The following is a 16,707-nucleotide window of genomic DNA, read 5'->3' as shown; positions in this document are numbered from 1 at the left end:
AATGGAACAGGTAGCATTTTACATTTTGGCATTTTTGGCTATTGTATCAGCTCTTTTCATGATAACCAGGATTAACCCTGTACATTCTGCATTGTGGATGCTACTTACTTTTTTTAGTGTTGCTGGAATTTTTGTTCAGCTTGATGCAGAATTTATAGCTGCAATTCAGGTGTTGGTTTATGCTGGAGCTATTTTAGTTCTTTACCTATTCGTTGTGATATTATTAAATCCAAAATCACATGGATTTATAAAAATACCATTTAGATATGCTTTAGGAACAGTAGTTTCAATTATTATAGTAATACAGGTATTGTTTGCTGTTAAAACATCAAACATATTAGGACAGAAAGGTGACATAACTGATCAACTAATGGCTCAGCATGGAAATGTAAAGTTGTTTGGGAAAGTTCTTTTTACAGAATATCTTGTTCCATTTGAAATTGCATCTATCCTGCTGCTTGTAGCTATGATTGGTGCAATAGTATTGGCGAAGAAAGAGTAGGGGAGGTGGATGATGGGTCTTACATTACAACATTATTTGGTACTAAGTGCTATTCTATTTGGTATTGGTATGACAGGTGTTTTAATTAGAAGAAATCTGATTGTAATGTTTATGTCATTGGAATTGATGCTTAATGCTGTTAATATAAATCTTGCTGCTTATTCAAAATATTTGCATACTATGACTGGACAGATATTTATAGTTTTTGTTATGTGCGTGGCTGCTGCTGAAGCTGCAGTGGGGCTTGCATTAATCATCACTCTATTTAGGAATAAATCAACAATTAATGCTGATGAAATTAATTCACTAAGAGGATAGGAGTAGGGACATGATTGAGTTAGGGATACTTTTAGGACCTTTAGCAGCATTTTTGATTAATGGTATTTTTGGAAGGTTATACATAAAAAAGAAAGCTCATTATGTAGCAATAGCTGGAGTTTTGATATCATTGCTTTTGTCTATAGTGACTTTTTTTAGAGTAGCTAATGGGTATAAATTAGATGCTACAGTTTATGAGTGGGTTATAGCTGGTAAAATTACGATACCATTTGGGATTTTAATTGATCCACTTTCAGCTATTATGTTAATAGTAGTAACCTTTGTTAGTACAATGGTTCATATTTATTCGATTGGATATATGGAGCATGATTCCGGTTATTGGAGATTTTTTACATATCTTTCAATGTTTACTCTTTCAATGCTTATTCTTGTGCTTGGGAATAACTTTTTAATGCTGTTTGTTGGTTGGGAGCTTGTTGGTCTTTCATCTTATGCATTAATTGGTTTTTGGTTTCATAAGAAAAGTGCAGCTGATGCTTCTAAAAAAGCATTTGTAGTAAATAGAATTGGAGACTTTGGATTTTATATAGGTATCCTTTTAGTAATTATGACTTTTAAAAGCCTAAACTATAATGATGCTTTTAATTATGAAATTATTAAGAGTATTAAAGATAGTACTTTTAATATCTTTGGCTTGAACTTGAGTTTATTGGATTTAATGACATTTGGGCTTTTTTGTGGTGCTATAGGTAAATCAGCTCAATTTCCACTGCATGTTTGGTTGCCTGATGCTATGGAAGGTCCTACACCAGTTTCAGCTCTTATTCACGCTGCTACAATGGTTACTGCTGGTGTATATATGGTAGCTAGATGTAATCCATTATTTTCTCAGGCTCACACAACAAGTGAAATAGTTGTTTTTGTTGGGGCGGCCACAGCTCTCTTAGGTGCTACTATAGGTTTAACTCAGTTTGACTTTAAACGAGTTTTGGCATACTCAACTGTTAGTCAGCTTGGATATATGATTATGGCAACAGGTGTTGGTGCATACATTGCTGGTATATTCCATTTATTCACACATGCATTCTTTAAAGCTCTATTATTCTTATGTTCTGGTAGTGTAATGCATGCTATGCAGGATGAATTAGATATTAGGAAAATGGGTGGTTTACTTAATAAAATGAAGATTACGGGGTACACATTCTTAATTGGGTGTATAGCTATTGCAGGTATTCCACCATTTGCTGGATTTTTTAGTAAAGATGAAATATTAGCAATGACTTTTGCAAGTGGACATAAATTTGCATGGCTTGTAGGAACAGTCGTCGCATTTATGACTGCATTTTATATGTTTAGATTATGGTGGTATGTATTTGTAGGTAAACCAAGAGACAAACATTTATATGACCATGCTCATGAATCACCATGGCAAATGACTTTTCCATTGGTTTTGCTTGCTATCATGTCTGTTTTGGCAGGATTTTTCGGATTTCCACCAGAGCATGGATTTATCCACAAGTTTTTAGAGCCAGTATTAGTATCAGAGCATTTACATATACCACATTTAGCTAAAGGTACTAGCTACGGGTTAATGATTTTGTCAGTGCTAGTTGCTGCTGCAGGTATATATGTATCATATCTATATTATGTTAAAAATCCAGAGCTACCTGCTAAAACTATTAAAGCATTTAAGCCAATACATAAGTTCTTTTACAATAAATGGTACTTTGATGAACTCTATGATGCATTATTTGTGCAGCCTATAGTGATGATATCAAAATTCTTATGGAAAGGGTTTGATGTTAATTTCATAGATTTCATTGTGAATGCCTTTGGTTGGGTGGCACAATTTTTAGGACGATTCTTTAGAATAATCCAAACGGGTAGAATACAGACATACATATTCACATTTGTGCTTGGCGTAGTAATACTATTAACAATTTTCTATATGGTGTAGGGGGCTGAAGATGATGGGTAATATATTAACAATCTTGATATTCTTCCCAGTTGTAGCTGCATTGGTTATATTTGCTCTATGGAGAAGTGGCAAAGCTACAATGTGGGCAGCATTTGTGGCTAGTGTTATAGAGTTCTTATTAACAATGCCATTGATGTGGAATTTCGATAAATCAACTGCAGCTATGCAGTTTGTTGAAAAATATGATTGGGTAAAAGCATGGGGAATTAGCTATTATGTAGGTGTAGATGGAATTTCTATTTTAATGGTATTTCTCACTACATTGCTAACTATGATCTCAATATTAGCTTCATTTAAATACATAAATAAAAGGCAAAGAGAATTTTATCTTGCAATGCTCATATTAGAAGCAGCAATAGTTGGCGTATTTGTTGCTTTAGATTTCTTCCTTTTTTACATTTTCTGGGAAGCTATGTTAATTCCAATGTATCTAATTATTGGTGTCTGGGGCGGTCAAAGAAGGGTTTATGCTGCAATAAAATTCTTTCTTTACACATTGGCTGGTTCTGTCTTAATGATGTTAGCGATTATTGCCCTTTATTTCAAACATGGTCAGTTAACTGGTGAATATACTTTTGATATTTTAAAAATTACAGCTGCAAGTGGTCAGTTTTCACCATCCTTTCAGACAATTGTATTTTTAGCTTTCTTCTTGGGATTTGCTATAAAAGTTCCTATGTTTCCATTTCATACATGGTTACCTGATGCGCACGTTGAAGCACCAACAGCTGGTTCAGTTATACTTGCTGGTGTGCTTTTGAAAATGGGTACTTACGGTTTCTTAAGATTTTGCTTACCAATAACACCTGTAGCTTCAGTTAAATTTGTACCACTAATTGCTGTGTTATCTGTGGTGGCAATCATTTATGGTGCTTTAGTTGCTATGGTGCAAGAAGATGTAAAAAAGTTAGTAGCCTATTCATCTGTTAGCCACATGGGATTTGTCACTTTGGGTATTTATGCTCTTAATCAAGCAGGGATAGAAGGCGGAATCTTACAGATGTTTAATCATGGTATTATAACTGGTGCATTATTCTTGTTAATCGGTCTTATTTATGAGAGAACACATACAAGGTTAATAGCAGATTATGGTGGTATTGCAAAATATGTTCCAGTTTATGCGACAATTTTTGCTATATTTACATTTGGTTCAATTGGACTACCAAGTATGGGTGGATTTATAGGCGAGTTTTTAGTGCTTGTGGGTGCATTTGAAACATTGTCAAATTATGCAATTGTTGCTGCGTCAGGTGTAATTTTTGCAGCTGTATACATGCTTTGGATGTATCAGAGGGTATTTTTCCAATCACCTAATACTAAATGGGCTAGTATAGAAGATGTGAATGTCAGAGAGTTTATTTATCTATTCCCACTGATAATTTTAGTTTTTTGGACAGGAATATATCCAGAAACATTTACTTCATATATGCATGAAAGTGTAAAAAGCTTGTTAGAACATGTTAATGCAATGAATATAGCGCTTAAATAGGAGGAATGGGATGGCTCAAAGTATTGTTTCTATTTTACCTGAGATATTGATGACGATCTTTGGATTATTACTTATTGTAATAGATGTGCTTGCAGCGGAAGATAAAAAAGCAGGTGTGGGTTATTTTGGGATTGCTTTTATAATTTTAGCATTAATAGCATCCATTCCACCCTTTAATGGATTTAAAATCTTTGGATTCAATAGAATGGTTGTATGGGATGTTTATTCTTACGCGTTTTTTCTTACATTTGGTTTTGCATATATACTGAGCACTCTTGGGTCAGTCGATTATTTGAAAGAGAGAGGGATAAATAAAGGTGAATACTATATTGTGATGTTTTTTAGTATTATTGGTATGATGTTTATGGTAAGTGCAACAGATCTATCAGTGTTTTATTTAGGTTTGGAAACTATGGCAATTGCAATGTATATTTTAGCTGGATATAATAAGAAGGATCTTTTATCAAATGAAGCAGGTATTAAATATTTTATAATGGGGGCATTTTCGTCAGCCATATTTTTGTATGGTCTAAGTTATGTATTTGGTTACACAGGAAGTACAAAATATCACATCATTGCTGAATATATAAAAACCAATGGATTGTCTCACTACAGTATCATTTTTGGATTAGTTTTAATGTTTGCAGGTTTTGCATTCAAAATATCAGCTGTACCGTTTCATATGTGGGCGCCTGATGTATATAATGGTGCACCTACCCCTGTTGTTGGTTTTATGACAGTTGCTCCAAAAGCAGCAGCATTTGGTGGAATGGTCAGATTTTTAATGGTTGCAGGTATTCCGGCAACAGCTCAATGGCAATTGTTCTTTTCAATATTAGCAGTTCTAACTATGACTTATGCTAATTTAGTTGCAATTGCTCAAAACAATGTTAAAAGGATGCTTGCATATTCAGCTATTTCCCATGCTGGTTATATGCTTATTGGTTTAGTGGCAGCAAACGATTTAGGATATAAGGCAATAGCTATGTATGTAATGATATATGCATTTATGAATATTGGTGCTTTTACTTTACTTAGTGTTTTAAAGAATAAAGGGATTATTGATGATGAAAGATTAGAAAGTTTTGCAGGATTAGCTAAAAAGCATCCATTATATTCACTTGCTATGTTAATATTTATGTTCTCATTAGCTGGTATCCCTCCTCTAGCAGGATTTATAGGTAAGTTTTATATTTTTATGGCAGCTATTAAAGCTAAAATATATTGGTTAGCAATTATTGGTGTAATAAACAGTGCAATAGCATGTTATTATTATATGAGAGTTACAGTATATATGTACTTTAGAGAAGCTGAGTATGAAGTTGAGGCTAATTTAAGACCTGCAGGTTTTATAGCAACATTTATAGCAACAGTGGTAGTATTACTGTTGACTGTATTTCCAAGTACATTTATTAATATTGTAAAAAATATGATAGTTTAAGGTGGGGTTATGAGCGAAATCACTTTAAAAGAAGCATTAGAAGATGCTTTGCATAAAGAGCAAATGGCATACGATTTTTATATGCAGCTTCATGACATGTTAAAGGACTTAGGAGCTAAAGCTATTATTAAAGAGTTAGCAGAGGAAGAAGTTAATCATAAAAAAATGATTGAAGAGGCAATAAAAACAGGGAAAATTGATCATATTGGGATGGAAACAAAATATTATTCATCAGACTTAGGTATTGCTAAAATGGTTTTACCTCAAGTGATTACAGAAGATATGAATGTTCAAGATGTACTTAGGATAGCTATGAAACATGAAGATAATTCCAGAATATTCTATGAAAAATTGGCTGATAAATTTGCAGGTAAAGAGGTAGAAGAGTTTTTTAGAAGGATGGCTGTTGAGGAAGCTACTCACAGAAATAAAATCCAGAATCTGTATGATGATATAGTGTATAATGAAAATTAAAAAAAGGCCTTCGGGCCTTTTTTTTTATTTTATAAATGATGAGGAAATTTAGATACCCTTTTGGCAGCTTCTTCTATAACCTTTAATATTTCATCGTCGCTAATTTTATCAATAGCATGTGTTAAGTCATCAGAAACTTGATAATGTGGTGGGATACTGTTTAAAGTTATTGCTGCAACATCTAAAATACAATCTCTACAAGTACAATATTCTTCGTTTTGCTCATAAAAAGTAACTAATAAATCCCACACCCTTTTTTCATTAATATTTTTTATTTTATCGATATCATAAATGTTGATTTTAGACATAAATCCTCCTAAAATAATTTAAGTTATATTAAAATAGGAGGTAAGATTTTGCAAGAGTATATTGCAGTAATTGGTGCAGGTAGTTGGGGTACAGCACTTGCAAATTTGCTTGCAGATAATGGACATAATATAGTTTTATATGCAAAGGAAAAAGAAATTGTAGATAGTATAAATGAAAATAATGAAAATATTATTTATTTGAAAGGTATTAAGCTTAATAAGAATATCAAATGTAAATCATTTGAAGATTTAAGCGATGACCATGAGAAAATAGTTTGGGTAGTTCCTACACAATTTACTAGAGAGTGTATAGAATATTTTAAAGATAAATTAATTGGTAAAGATATAATTGTTGCTACAAAGGGGATTGAAATAAAGAGCAAGAAGTTTGTTAATAATATTTTTCGTGAATATTTAAATATTGAAGTGTCAGTAATCTCTGGCCCTTCATTTGCAAAAGAAGTCGCTAATAGGATGCCTACGGCAGTAAGTATAGGATCAAATAATTTAAAAATAGCAGGTTATTGGCAAAAGATATTTTCAAATAATTATTTTAGATGTTATACTACAGATGATGTGATAGGACTTGAGGTTGGTGGAGCTTTAAAAAATGTAATTGCTATAGCCACGGGTATATCTGATGGTTTAGGTTTTGGAAATAATGCAAGAGCTGGAATAATTACTAGAGGTTTAAGAGAAATAACAAGACTTGGGCTTAAATTGGGTGGTAAACTTGAAACCTTTATGGGGTTAGCAGGTGTGGGGGATTTGGTACTTACTTGTACAGGGGAGCTTAGTAGAAACAGAAGTGTAGGTATTGAGATAGGAAAAGGGAAAAAGATAAATGAAATTTTAAAGGGTATGAAAATGGTAGCAGAAGGGGTTTATACTGTGAAAGCAGCTTTTGAGTTAGCAAAGGATTTAGATGTGGAAATGCCTATTAGTGAAGAAGTTTATAATATAATTTATAACGATAAGAATCCATTACAATCGTTTAAAGATATAATGGAGAGACCTTTAAAACAAGAAAATATATAATATTAGGAGGAGTTATGTTTGAAGGTGGTAAGTACATTTGGAAAAATGGAGAGCTGATCAAGTGGGAGGATGCAACAACACATGTACTAACACATACCCTTCATTATGGTGTAGGAGTATTTGAAGGGATAAGGTGCTATGAAACAAAAGAGGGGCCAGCTGTATTTAGATTAAAAGAGCATGTTAAGAGATTATTGGAATCTGCAAAAATTTTTATGATGAATGTGAAATATAACGAAGAAGAAATAAGTAATGCCATAATAGAGACAATAAAAGCAAATGGGCTAAAAAGCTGCTACATTAGGCCTATTATTTACTATGGGTATAAAAGTTTGGGACTTGCTGTTGATGATGAGTTTCCTATAGATGTGGTAATAGCTGCATGGAGCTGGGGAGCGTATTTGGGGGAAGAAGGGCTTAGAAATGGTATTAGAGTAAAGACATCAAGTTTTAATAGGTTTCATGTTAATACTATCGCTACAAGGGCAAAAGCATGCGGGAATTATATCACATCTGTTTTAGCTAAAAGAGAAGCTTTGATGAACGGTTATGATGAAGCGCTGTTTTTAGATCCTGATGGTTATGTTGCTGAAGGTAGTGGTGAAAATATATTTATTGTTAAAGATAATATAATTTCAACTCCACCAGTTACATCAATCCTCAGAGGGATCACTAGGGATTCAGTAATAAAAATAGCAAAAGATTTAGGATATGAAGTTATAGAAAGAAGATTTACTAGGGATGAAATGTATATAGCAGATGAGGCGTTTTTTACAGGGACAGCAGCTGAAGTTACACCTATTAGAGAGCTTGATGGAAGAACCATCGGAGTTGGAAAAAGAGGTGCTATTACAGAAAAGATACAAAATAGATTCTTTGAAATTGTAAAAGGTAATGTTGAAAGTTACAAAGACTGGCTTACATTGGTAAAATGATTTTTGTTATTGATGGGCATTCTGTCTGTTATAGAATATTTTACAAAACTCCCCTTTTGACAAACTCAAAAGGGGAGCCGACTTCTATTTTACATTCGTTTATAAATTTAATACTAACACTGAAGGAAAAACATAAACCTGAAAAAATATATGTTGTATTTGATAGTAAAGGTGAAACTGAAAGACATAGAGTTCATAAGGATTACAAGGCACATAGAGAAAAAACGCCTGAAGCACTTATACCCCAAGTAGAAAATCTGAAAAGGATACTTCCTTATATAGGTGTGTATGTAGTATATCAAGAAGCTACAGAAGCTGATGACTTGATTTATACATTAATATGTAATCATGATAAAGACACTATTTATTTAATAACAAAAGACAAGGATTTACATCAATTAGTAAATGATAAAGTATTTATTTACGATTATCAGGATGATGAATTGATTGATAGAGATAAAGTAAAAAAAGTTTTTGGTGTATACCCTGAGCAGATATGTGATTTGCTTGCTTTAAGCGGAGATCAATCAGATAATATTCCAGGGATTAAAGGTATTGGGCAGAAGACAGCTGCAAAGTTAATCAATGATTTTGGAAGCTTTGATAATATCTTTGCAAATATTGATAAGATAAGTGGAAAATTAAAGGAAAAGCTCATTGAAGGGAAGAAAAATGCTTATTTTAGCAAAGAATTAGTAAAATTGAATTATATAAAAGATTTAAAGGTTTATGAAGCAATCAAAGATGATAATAAATTAAGAGAATATTTAGAATATTTTGAGCTAAAAACAATTATTAACAGGCTATTTAAAGATACCGATAATAAAAAAGTGGAAAAAGTTAAAGAAGATGATTTAGTAGATGTTGTTTGTTTTATTGAAGATAAATTGATTGCATTAAAAAACCGAGAAATATTTTATGATGACATTGAATTGAATGATTATAAGTTTTTTTATGACATAAAGGAGATAAAAAAAGTAAAAGATATCAAATTTTCAAAAGAGATTTACGATGTAAAAATAATATCATGGATGAATGAACCAGACTCAGGCGGTATCAAAAAGCATAAAGAAGAAAGTTTCGAAGATTTTGTAATTAGAGTTTCTTCCGTAGCAAAACAAGAGTTGGAAAAATTAAAAGAGTATGGATTAATTGATTTGTACGAAAATGTAGAGTTGCCTGTTACAGAAGTATTATATGAAATGGAAAAGAATGGGATAAAAATAAATAAAGAAAAAGTCTATCAAATAAATAGTGAGTTGATAAACAAGCTAAATGAATATGAAAAAAATATTAAAGATTATTGTGGGTATGATTTTAATTTAAATTCTCCCAAGCAATTATCAGAGATCCTTTTTGAAAAAATGGGGTTAAAACCGTCTAAAAAAACTAAAACAGGATTCTCTACCTCAGAGGAGGCTTTAATAGAAATTAAATTTTACAATCCAGGTCATGCAGATCTTATAGATATGATTTTAAAATATAGGGAACTTAATAAATTAAATAATACATATACGATAAATTTATTGAATTATGTAGATGAGAATAGCAGAATTCATACCCACTTCAAACAAACGGGAACTGCTACTGGTAGAATTAGCTCAACAAATCCAAATCTACAAAATATTCCAGTTGGTTCTCTTTATGGAAAAAGGATAAGGGAGTGTTTTGAGGCAGAAGAAGGGTATAATTTAGTAAGTTTTGATTATTCGCAGATTGAATTGAGAATATTAGCAAGTTTATCAGAAGATAAAAATTTAATAGATGCATTTAAAAATGATGAAGATATACATACAAAAACAGCAATGGAGATATTTTCCATTAAAGAAGTAGATTCAAAACATAGAAGATTAGCAAAAGCAGTAAATTTTGGGATTATTTATGGGCTTAGTCCATATGGATTGGCTAGGGATACAGGTATTTCACAAAGTGAAGCAAAAATATTTATTGAAAAATATTTTGAATTATATCCAGGCGTAAAAAAATATATTGATAAAGTTATTTTAGATGCAAGAGAAAAGGGGTTTACAGAGACGATATTGGGTAGAAAACGATTTATTAGTGATATAAATAGTGCAAATAAGATGCTAAGACAAAGAGCTGAAAGAGTAGCAATCAATGCTCCGATACAAGGGTCTGCTGCAGATATAATAAAACTTGCAATGATAAAAATATATGAATATTTGCATAAATTGGATAATAATGCTAAAATGCTATTACAGATACATGATGAATTGCTCTTTGAAATAAAAGAGGAGTATTCAGAATCGTTAGCTATCAAAATTAAGGATATTATGGAGACAATTGTAGATTTAAAAGTTCCTCTAAAGGTTAATTACTCTATTGGTAAAAACTGGGGAGGTTTAAAAGAGTGAGTAAATTAAACAATATACTAAAAGAAAACCATGAATTAAAAAAAGAGTTAGAAGGGATTTTGGAGCTAATTAAAGAGAATGAGATAAAGAATCAGGGATTTAAAGTCGTTGAATATGCTTTTTTATTAGCAGAAAGCTTAAAAGATTTTGCAGAGAAGCCTTTAAAATATTTAGAAGATATTTTTGAAATTGATAGAGTGGCGCTTTTTGTTGACAGGGAAACATTTAATTTTGATAGAATTAGTGATGAAATTGATGATAGAGTATATTTTATAGATAATAAAGCCTTTAAATATTTTTTTCTTGAAAAGAGGGCTTATTCTGGAGTGGGTAAAACGAATTTTATTTCTGAGTTTGATGTATTTAAGGAGATGAATTCTTATCTAATATCACCTATAATTGAGGATGGCAGAATAGTTGGTTCATTAAATTTTTATTCTAAAGATCCCGAAAAGTTTATTGAAACTAAAAGTACAGATTTCATAAAAGATTTATGCTTTAAGATATCTGTGGCATTGAGAAAATTGTATGATGCTGAGAGACTATCAAAACAGATGTTAGTTGATTTTTTAACCGGTACCTACAATAAGCTTGCGTTATATGATTTTTTAGAAAAATTCATAAATATGCACAAAAGATATAATAAAAGTTTTGCATTGGGACTTATAGATATAGATAATTTTAAAAAAATCAATGATGTAAAAGGGCATTTGTTTGGTGATGAATTTTTGAAAAGATTTGCAAATGAGTTGTATAGTTCATCTAGAAAAGCAGATATAATGGGAAGGTTTGGTGGTGATGAGTTTTATATTATACTACCTGAGGCTACCTTTGATATGATTAAAGGTGTTAGCAGTAAGCTTTGTAATATTTTAAAAAGTGTAGTTCAGAAATTAAATTTAGATATTGAAATTGGGATTTCTGGAGGTTTTGTATTAGTACCTGATGATGAAATGGATGATTTGAGTGCTGAGGCGATCTTAAAATTAGCCGATGATAGACTTTATATGGCTAAAAATAAAGGGAAAATGAAAATTATAGGGGTTAATAATGATATTTTATCCTAACTCAGAAAAGATAAATCAGATTTTAAAAAGAGGGGAAATATTAGAAGCTGATTATCTTGATACTGTAAATAAGATTATCTCAGATGTGAGAAAATTTGGGGACAAAACATTAAAAGATCTAACACTTAGATTTGATAAATATGACTTAGATAATAAATTTTATTTTGAAAAAGAAGAGTTGAAAAAGTTTTATGATGAAATCCCTGAAGATCTAAAATTAGCATTTAATAAAGCTAAAGAAAATATAGAAAATTTCCACAAAACTCAATTAGAGAAAACCTATTTGATAGAAAGCGATGGAGCTGTTTTGGGGCAAAAAATAAGCCCTATTGATAGTGTTTCGGTTTATGTACCTGGCGGTAAAGCTAGCTACCCCTCTACTGTTTTGATGAATGTGATCCCAGCAAAGGTTGCGGGTGTAAATAGAGTAGTCATGACAACGCCTGCTTCAAATGGTGAAATTAATAAGCTTGTTTTAGGGGTGGCATATCTTGCAGGTGTAGATCGGGTATATCTTTTAGGTGGTGCACAGGCAATTGCAGCTGTCGCTTTTGGAACTGATACTGTGGAAAAGGTGGATAAAATTGTAGGTCCAGGAAATATTTATGTGGCTTTGGCAAAAAAACTTGTATTTGGTTTTGTTGATATAGATATGATTGCAGGGCCAAGTGAGATTTTGATTATTGCCGATGAGAGCGCAAATCCAAAATTTGTTGCTGCAGATATGCTCTCTCAGGCTGAACATGATGAATTAGCAAGTGCTATTACAATTACATGGGATAAAGATTTGGCAAATAAAATAAAAGAGGAGTTAACCGTACAATTAAATAATTTAAAAAGGTCTGAAATCGCTCAAAAATCTTTGGAAAAGTTTGGTGGTATTTTGTTAGTAAAAGATGTTGAGGAAGCTGTCAAATTTGCAAATATGGTGGCTCCAGAACATTTAGAATTGTCTGTTCAAAACCCTTTTGAACTACTTTACAAAATTAAACATGCCGGTGCCATATTTATGGGGCACTTTACACCTGAGGCAATTGGTGATTATTTTGCTGGACCAAATCATACTTTACCCACTGGTGGAACTGCTAGATTTTTTTCACCACTTGGTGTGTATGATTTTATGAAAAAAAGTAGTATTATTAATTGTTCAAAAGAGTATGTAAAAAAATTTGGTGATATGATTATTAAGATGGCTAAAAGCGAGGGGTTAGATGCTCATGCTAACTCTGTAAAAGTTAGGTTGGAGAAGGATAGTGAATTTTGATTTATTTGATGATTTTAATGAACATATTTTTATTATCGATTCAAAATTTGAAAAAATATATGAGAATAAAGCATTTAGCAGTTTAAAAAATAAAGAAAAAATTTTTGATGAAATCCTTAAGAAGTATAATGAAAGAAAAAATAAGTTATTAAATGTTAGTATTGATAGGCATTTTTATAGAGTTAAGGTAAATATTTATCAAGATAAGCTTATATTTGAGCTTGATGATAGAACTGGTATTAATCAATTTGTAGAGAAATTTTTCACATTAAATGCCATAATAAATCAAGCACCTGTAGGTATAATAATTACTGATAAAAATGGTAATATTAATTTTGTTAATAGAGGCTTCGAAAAGATGACAGGTTTCTCTTTTAATGATGTAAGTGGTAAAAACCCAAGAATATGGAAAAGTGGAGAACATGATAAAGAGTATTATAAAAACTTATGGGATACAGTCTTGGCAGGGGAAAAGTGGGTTGGAGAGTTTGTAAATAGAAAAAAAGATGGTTCTTTATATATTGATAGAAGTGTGATTTTCCCTATTTTTGATTCTATGGGTGAAATTATAGAAATATGTGCAATTAAGCAGGATATCACAGAGATGAAAATACTGGAAAAGAATCTTATTCAGAATGAGAAAAATATTACATTAGGAAGGTTTGTAGGTAATATTGCACATGATATGAAAAATATATTAACAGGAATGTTTTCACTTTGTGATTATTTGAAAAGTAAAGATTTTAGTGATGATGTAAAGGTTATGATAGAGCAGATTTACAAGTATGCAAATGTAATGAATGAATTTGTGTTAAGTTTAAAAGATATTGGAAAAAAAGAGAATATAATAAAAATAAATTTTTGTGATTACATATATGAAAATAAAGATTTTTATAGAAGGATAATAGGTAAGAATATTAAAATAAATGTTGATTGCAAGTGTGCATGCGTTGGTTTGATAAGTAAGACCCACATTGATCAGATTTTTCTAAATCTACTTGTTAATGCAAGGGATGCAATTTTTGAAAAATTTAATGAAGGTAATGGCGGTATAATTAATATAAGTATATATTGCTTAAATGATAATATTATTATTGAATTGTCTGACAATGGATGTGGTATACCTGAGGAATTAATGGATAAAATATTTTCTTTAAGCTTTACTACGAAAGATGATGGAACAGGTGTTGGGCTATTTATCGTAAAAAATATTGTAGAACAGTATGGTGGAACGATAGAAGTTGAATCCAAGGTAGATGAAGGAACTACTTTTAGGTTGATGTTGCCAATAATATATACTATTGATAAATGTAAATGCAATTAGCCTGCAGAATGCTTTATAATCCCTAAAATCCCTTCTCTAATATAGTGTATGGAGATTGCCGCTAAAATTAGACCGATAACTTTTGTAATAACATCTGTCACATTTTGACCTAATAGTTCTAATATTTGTCTTCCAAAATAAAGGATAATGTAAGTTAAAAGAAAGGCTATTATTCCTGAAACAAGAGTAGGGATTACACCCACTGTACCTGTTAAGACTATAGTAGCAGTTACCACACCAGGGCCAACCATGATAGGTGTAGCAAAGGGGACTATCCCAGATATTTTTTCACTATATTCGGCATCATTATTACCAAAAATTATTTGAATTGAAATTAACAGAAATAGTAAGCCACCAGCAACTCTAAAATCGTGAACATCTATCCCAAAAAGCCAGAGAATACCGCTACCAGCTATTGTAAAAACACCTAAAAGTATAAAGGCAACAATAATCGATTTATTTAATAGATTTTTTCTATCTTTGACTGTCATCCCTTTTGTTAAAGCCATGTAAACAGGGATAATGCCAACAGGGTCAATTACTAAAAAGAGTGTAGTTATAGACTTAAAATATAATATTAAAATCTCGTTCATAGTTTTTCTACTTTCATATCTATTTTTTTATTTTTATATTTAATTCGCAAAACAATAAAATATATTGCAGTAACAAGCAGTGTAATAATAGGTGTTAAAATTTCATTCATTTTAAGTTTTGTAAAAATTGTATTAGAAATAATCGCTGTTAAAAGTATGAGAATTATTGGGATAATGTAGATTAAAAAAGCTGATTTATAAAGTGTTTTATCTTCGATTGTTACAATAACATTATCTCCAACATTAAATCCTTTTTTTAATTCGAAATCAAAAAGGTTATGTTCTTCAGTCATTCCGCATGTTTCTCTATGTTCACAACTACTGCATCCAGCATCTTTTATAAACTGTATATACATTTTGTTATTTTCTATTTTTACAATGGTTCCTTGATGTTTTTTAACTCCCATAACTATCTATCCTTTGTAGTCTGTCAATTAATGGTGGATGTGAGTAGTATAATTTTACATAGAGTGGATGGGGGAATGGATTAGATAAATTGTCTTTGTATAGTTTTATTAAAGCATTTTTAAATGAAGATCGATTTTCAAAGGTTTTAATTGCGTATTCGTCAGCTTCAAACTCAAACTTTCTTGAGATTGCTGAAAATATCGGAGAAATAATAAATTTTGCAGGGGACATTAGCAAGGAGATTACAAAAAATCCAGATGCTAAAAATTTTGGAAAACCAAATATTTGATATATAAAATCTTTTTGAAGCAATATAAATGTTAAGTAGAATGAAATAAAAATAATTAAAAACGAGATAATAATATTTTTCAAAATATGTTTATACTTAAAATGACCAAGCTCATGAGCAAGTACAGATGCAATCTCATCATAACTCAATTTTTCAAGTATAGTATCAAACAGCACAACCCTTTTTTTCTTTCCAAAACCTGTAAAGTAGGCATTTCCGTGTGAGCTTCTTTTAGATGCATCCATTTTATAAATTTTGTTCAAATCAAATCCGCTTTTTGTGGATAGCTCGTTTATTTTTTCAAGTAGATCAGGGTCATTAATTGGTTCGAATTTGTTGAAAAGAGGAGCAATAAGTGTAGGATATAAATAATTGATTAGAATTACAAAAAGTAAAACGAAGAAAGCTCCGATTATCCACCAAATGGTTTTGAAATAATCAATGAATGTAATAATGGCAAATAATAAGATAGTAAAAATAATAAAACTTATAATCGAAGAAATAATTAAGTCCCTAAAGAATAGTGATAAATTCATTCTGTTAAAACCGAATTTTTCTTCAATTACAAACTGTTTATACAAAGAAAAAGGTAAGTTTATAATTCCCATTACCAATTGTATTCCAATTAGAAAAAATATTGCTCTTATGAATTCATTTGAGGTTATCGAAAAGATATAAAGTGCATATTTTTGAATAATCCCATATGTAAATATAAAGATTAAAAAAAGAATATCTACTATAGACTTATAAATATCAAGATTAACATTTGAAGATTGATATTGAATTGTTTTTTGTAAAACATCTTGATTTAAAAAAGAAGGCAATTCTTTAGATTTTAAAACCTTCTTTGCATAATTAATATTAATCTTTTCTAAAAAAATTTCTGCACATTCTACTAAAATTAAAATAGATAATATAATATACCCAATGTTTGTCATAGGCT

Annotated in this window: 16 protein-coding genes; 12 read left to right on the top strand and 4 right to left on the bottom strand. The window is 30.8% G+C overall.

The window, feature by feature from the left end; genetic code table 11:
- The first annotated feature begins 1 nt into the window (after window position 1).
- From OWM07_RS03655 to OWM07_RS03630, 6 genes are read left to right on the top strand one after another with little or no spacing between them, the layout of a single operon-like run.
- Window positions 2–502, top strand: coding sequence for an NADH-quinone oxidoreductase subunit J (locus tag OWM07_RS03655; protein ID WP_423302311.1), 501 nt, complete (start codon window positions 2–4; stop codon window positions 500–502).
- Between the two features lie 12 nt (window positions 503–514).
- Window positions 515–820 (top strand): NADH-quinone oxidoreductase subunit NuoK, encoded by a 306-nt coding sequence (nuoK, locus tag OWM07_RS03650; protein ID WP_423302493.1) that lies wholly within the window; start codon window positions 515–517, stop codon window positions 818–820.
- 10 nt (window positions 821–830) lie between these two features.
- Entirely contained in the window at window positions 831–2,738 is a 1,908-nt protein-coding gene (gene nuoL, locus OWM07_RS03645) for an NADH-quinone oxidoreductase subunit L (RefSeq protein ID WP_423302310.1), read from the top strand.
- A 10-nt stretch (window positions 2,739–2,748) separates the two neighbouring features.
- Window positions 2,749–4,248, top strand: coding sequence for an NADH-quinone oxidoreductase subunit M (locus OWM07_RS03640; RefSeq protein ID WP_423302309.1), 1,500 nt, complete (start codon window positions 2,749–2,751; stop codon window positions 4,246–4,248).
- 10 nt (window positions 4,249–4,258) lie between these two features.
- Window positions 4,259–5,689, top strand: a complete 1,431-nt coding sequence (locus tag OWM07_RS03635) for an NADH-quinone oxidoreductase subunit N (RefSeq protein ID WP_423302308.1) — start codon at window positions 4,259–4,261, stop codon at window positions 5,687–5,689.
- A 9-nt stretch (window positions 5,690–5,698) separates the two neighbouring features.
- Window positions 5,699–6,163: a ferritin family protein gene (locus tag OWM07_RS03630; RefSeq protein ID WP_423302307.1), complete on the top strand. Its 465-nt coding sequence runs from the start codon at window positions 5,699–5,701 to the stop codon at window positions 6,161–6,163.
- Between the two features lie 29 nt (window positions 6,164–6,192).
- Here OWM07_RS03630 and OWM07_RS03625 read toward each other — a convergent pair whose 3' ends face one another.
- The gene (locus tag OWM07_RS03625; RefSeq protein ID WP_423302306.1) at window positions 6,193–6,471 is read right to left on the bottom strand and encodes a late competence development ComFB family protein; all 279 of its coding nucleotides are present in this window, start codon (window positions 6,469–6,471) and stop codon (window positions 6,193–6,195) included.
- 48 nt (window positions 6,472–6,519) lie between these two features.
- Between OWM07_RS03625 and OWM07_RS03620 the strand changes: the two genes are divergently transcribed.
- Genes OWM07_RS03620 through OWM07_RS03595 form a run of 6 tightly spaced genes read left to right on the top strand, consistent with a single transcriptional unit; the run spans window position 6,520 to window position 14,474 of the window.
- Window positions 6,520–7,509, top strand: a complete 990-nt coding sequence (locus OWM07_RS03620) for an NAD(P)H-dependent glycerol-3-phosphate dehydrogenase (RefSeq protein ID WP_423302305.1) — start codon at window positions 6,520–6,522, stop codon at window positions 7,507–7,509.
- Between the two features lie 14 nt (window positions 7,510–7,523).
- Window positions 7,524–8,444, top strand: a complete 921-nt coding sequence (locus OWM07_RS03615; protein ID WP_423302304.1) for a branched-chain amino acid transaminase — start codon at window positions 7,524–7,526, stop codon at window positions 8,442–8,444.
- Window positions 8,441–10,819: a DNA polymerase gene (locus OWM07_RS03610; RefSeq protein ID WP_423302303.1), complete on the top strand. Its 2,379-nt coding sequence runs from the start codon at window positions 8,441–8,443 to the stop codon at window positions 10,817–10,819. The genes OWM07_RS03615 and OWM07_RS03610 overlap by 4 nt, the downstream gene beginning before the upstream one ends.
- A complete protein-coding gene (locus OWM07_RS03605; RefSeq protein WP_423302302.1) occupies window positions 10,816–11,886 on the top strand; it encodes a diguanylate cyclase in 1,071 nt (356 codons plus the stop codon). Before OWM07_RS03610 ends, OWM07_RS03605 begins: the two co-directional genes overlap by 4 nt.
- Window positions 11,870–13,150, top strand: a complete 1,281-nt coding sequence (hisD, locus tag OWM07_RS03600; RefSeq protein WP_423302301.1) for a histidinol dehydrogenase — start codon at window positions 11,870–11,872, stop codon at window positions 13,148–13,150. Before OWM07_RS03605 ends, hisD begins: the two co-directional genes overlap by 17 nt.
- The gene (locus OWM07_RS03595) at window positions 13,140–14,474 is read left to right on the top strand and encodes a two-component system sensor histidine kinase NtrB (protein WP_423302300.1); all 1,335 of its coding nucleotides are present in this window, start codon (window positions 13,140–13,142) and stop codon (window positions 14,472–14,474) included. The genes hisD and OWM07_RS03595 overlap by 11 nt, the downstream gene beginning before the upstream one ends.
- Here the strand turns inward: OWM07_RS03595 and OWM07_RS03590 are convergent.
- The 3 genes from OWM07_RS03590 to OWM07_RS03580 are packed head-to-tail and all read right to left on the bottom strand — an operon-like array spanning window position 14,471 to window position 16,702.
- Window positions 14,471–15,067 carry a MarC family protein gene (locus OWM07_RS03590; RefSeq protein ID WP_423302299.1) on the bottom strand — a complete coding sequence of 199 codons (597 nt, stop codon included), beginning with the start codon at window positions 15,065–15,067 and terminating at the stop codon, window positions 14,471–14,473. The genes OWM07_RS03595 and OWM07_RS03590 overlap by 4 nt on opposite strands.
- Window positions 15,064–15,474: a SoxR reducing system RseC family protein gene (locus OWM07_RS03585; RefSeq protein ID WP_423302298.1), complete on the bottom strand. Its 411-nt coding sequence runs from the start codon at window positions 15,472–15,474 to the stop codon at window positions 15,064–15,066. Before OWM07_RS03585 ends, OWM07_RS03590 begins: the two co-directional genes overlap by 4 nt.
- Entirely contained in the window at window positions 15,464–16,702 is a 1,239-nt protein-coding gene (locus tag OWM07_RS03580) for a M48 family metallopeptidase (protein WP_423302297.1), read from the bottom strand. Before OWM07_RS03580 ends, OWM07_RS03585 begins: the two co-directional genes overlap by 11 nt.
- Window positions 16,703–16,707 lie beyond the last annotated feature (5 nt).

This window comes from Deferribacter thermophilus, assembly GCF_049472675.1.
Classification (GTDB): domain Bacteria; phylum Chrysiogenota; class Deferribacteres; order Deferribacterales; family Deferribacteraceae; genus Deferribacter; species Deferribacter thermophilus.
Note: the sequence above shows the minus strand (reverse complement) of the source record. Positions and strands in the feature narration are given on the sequence as shown.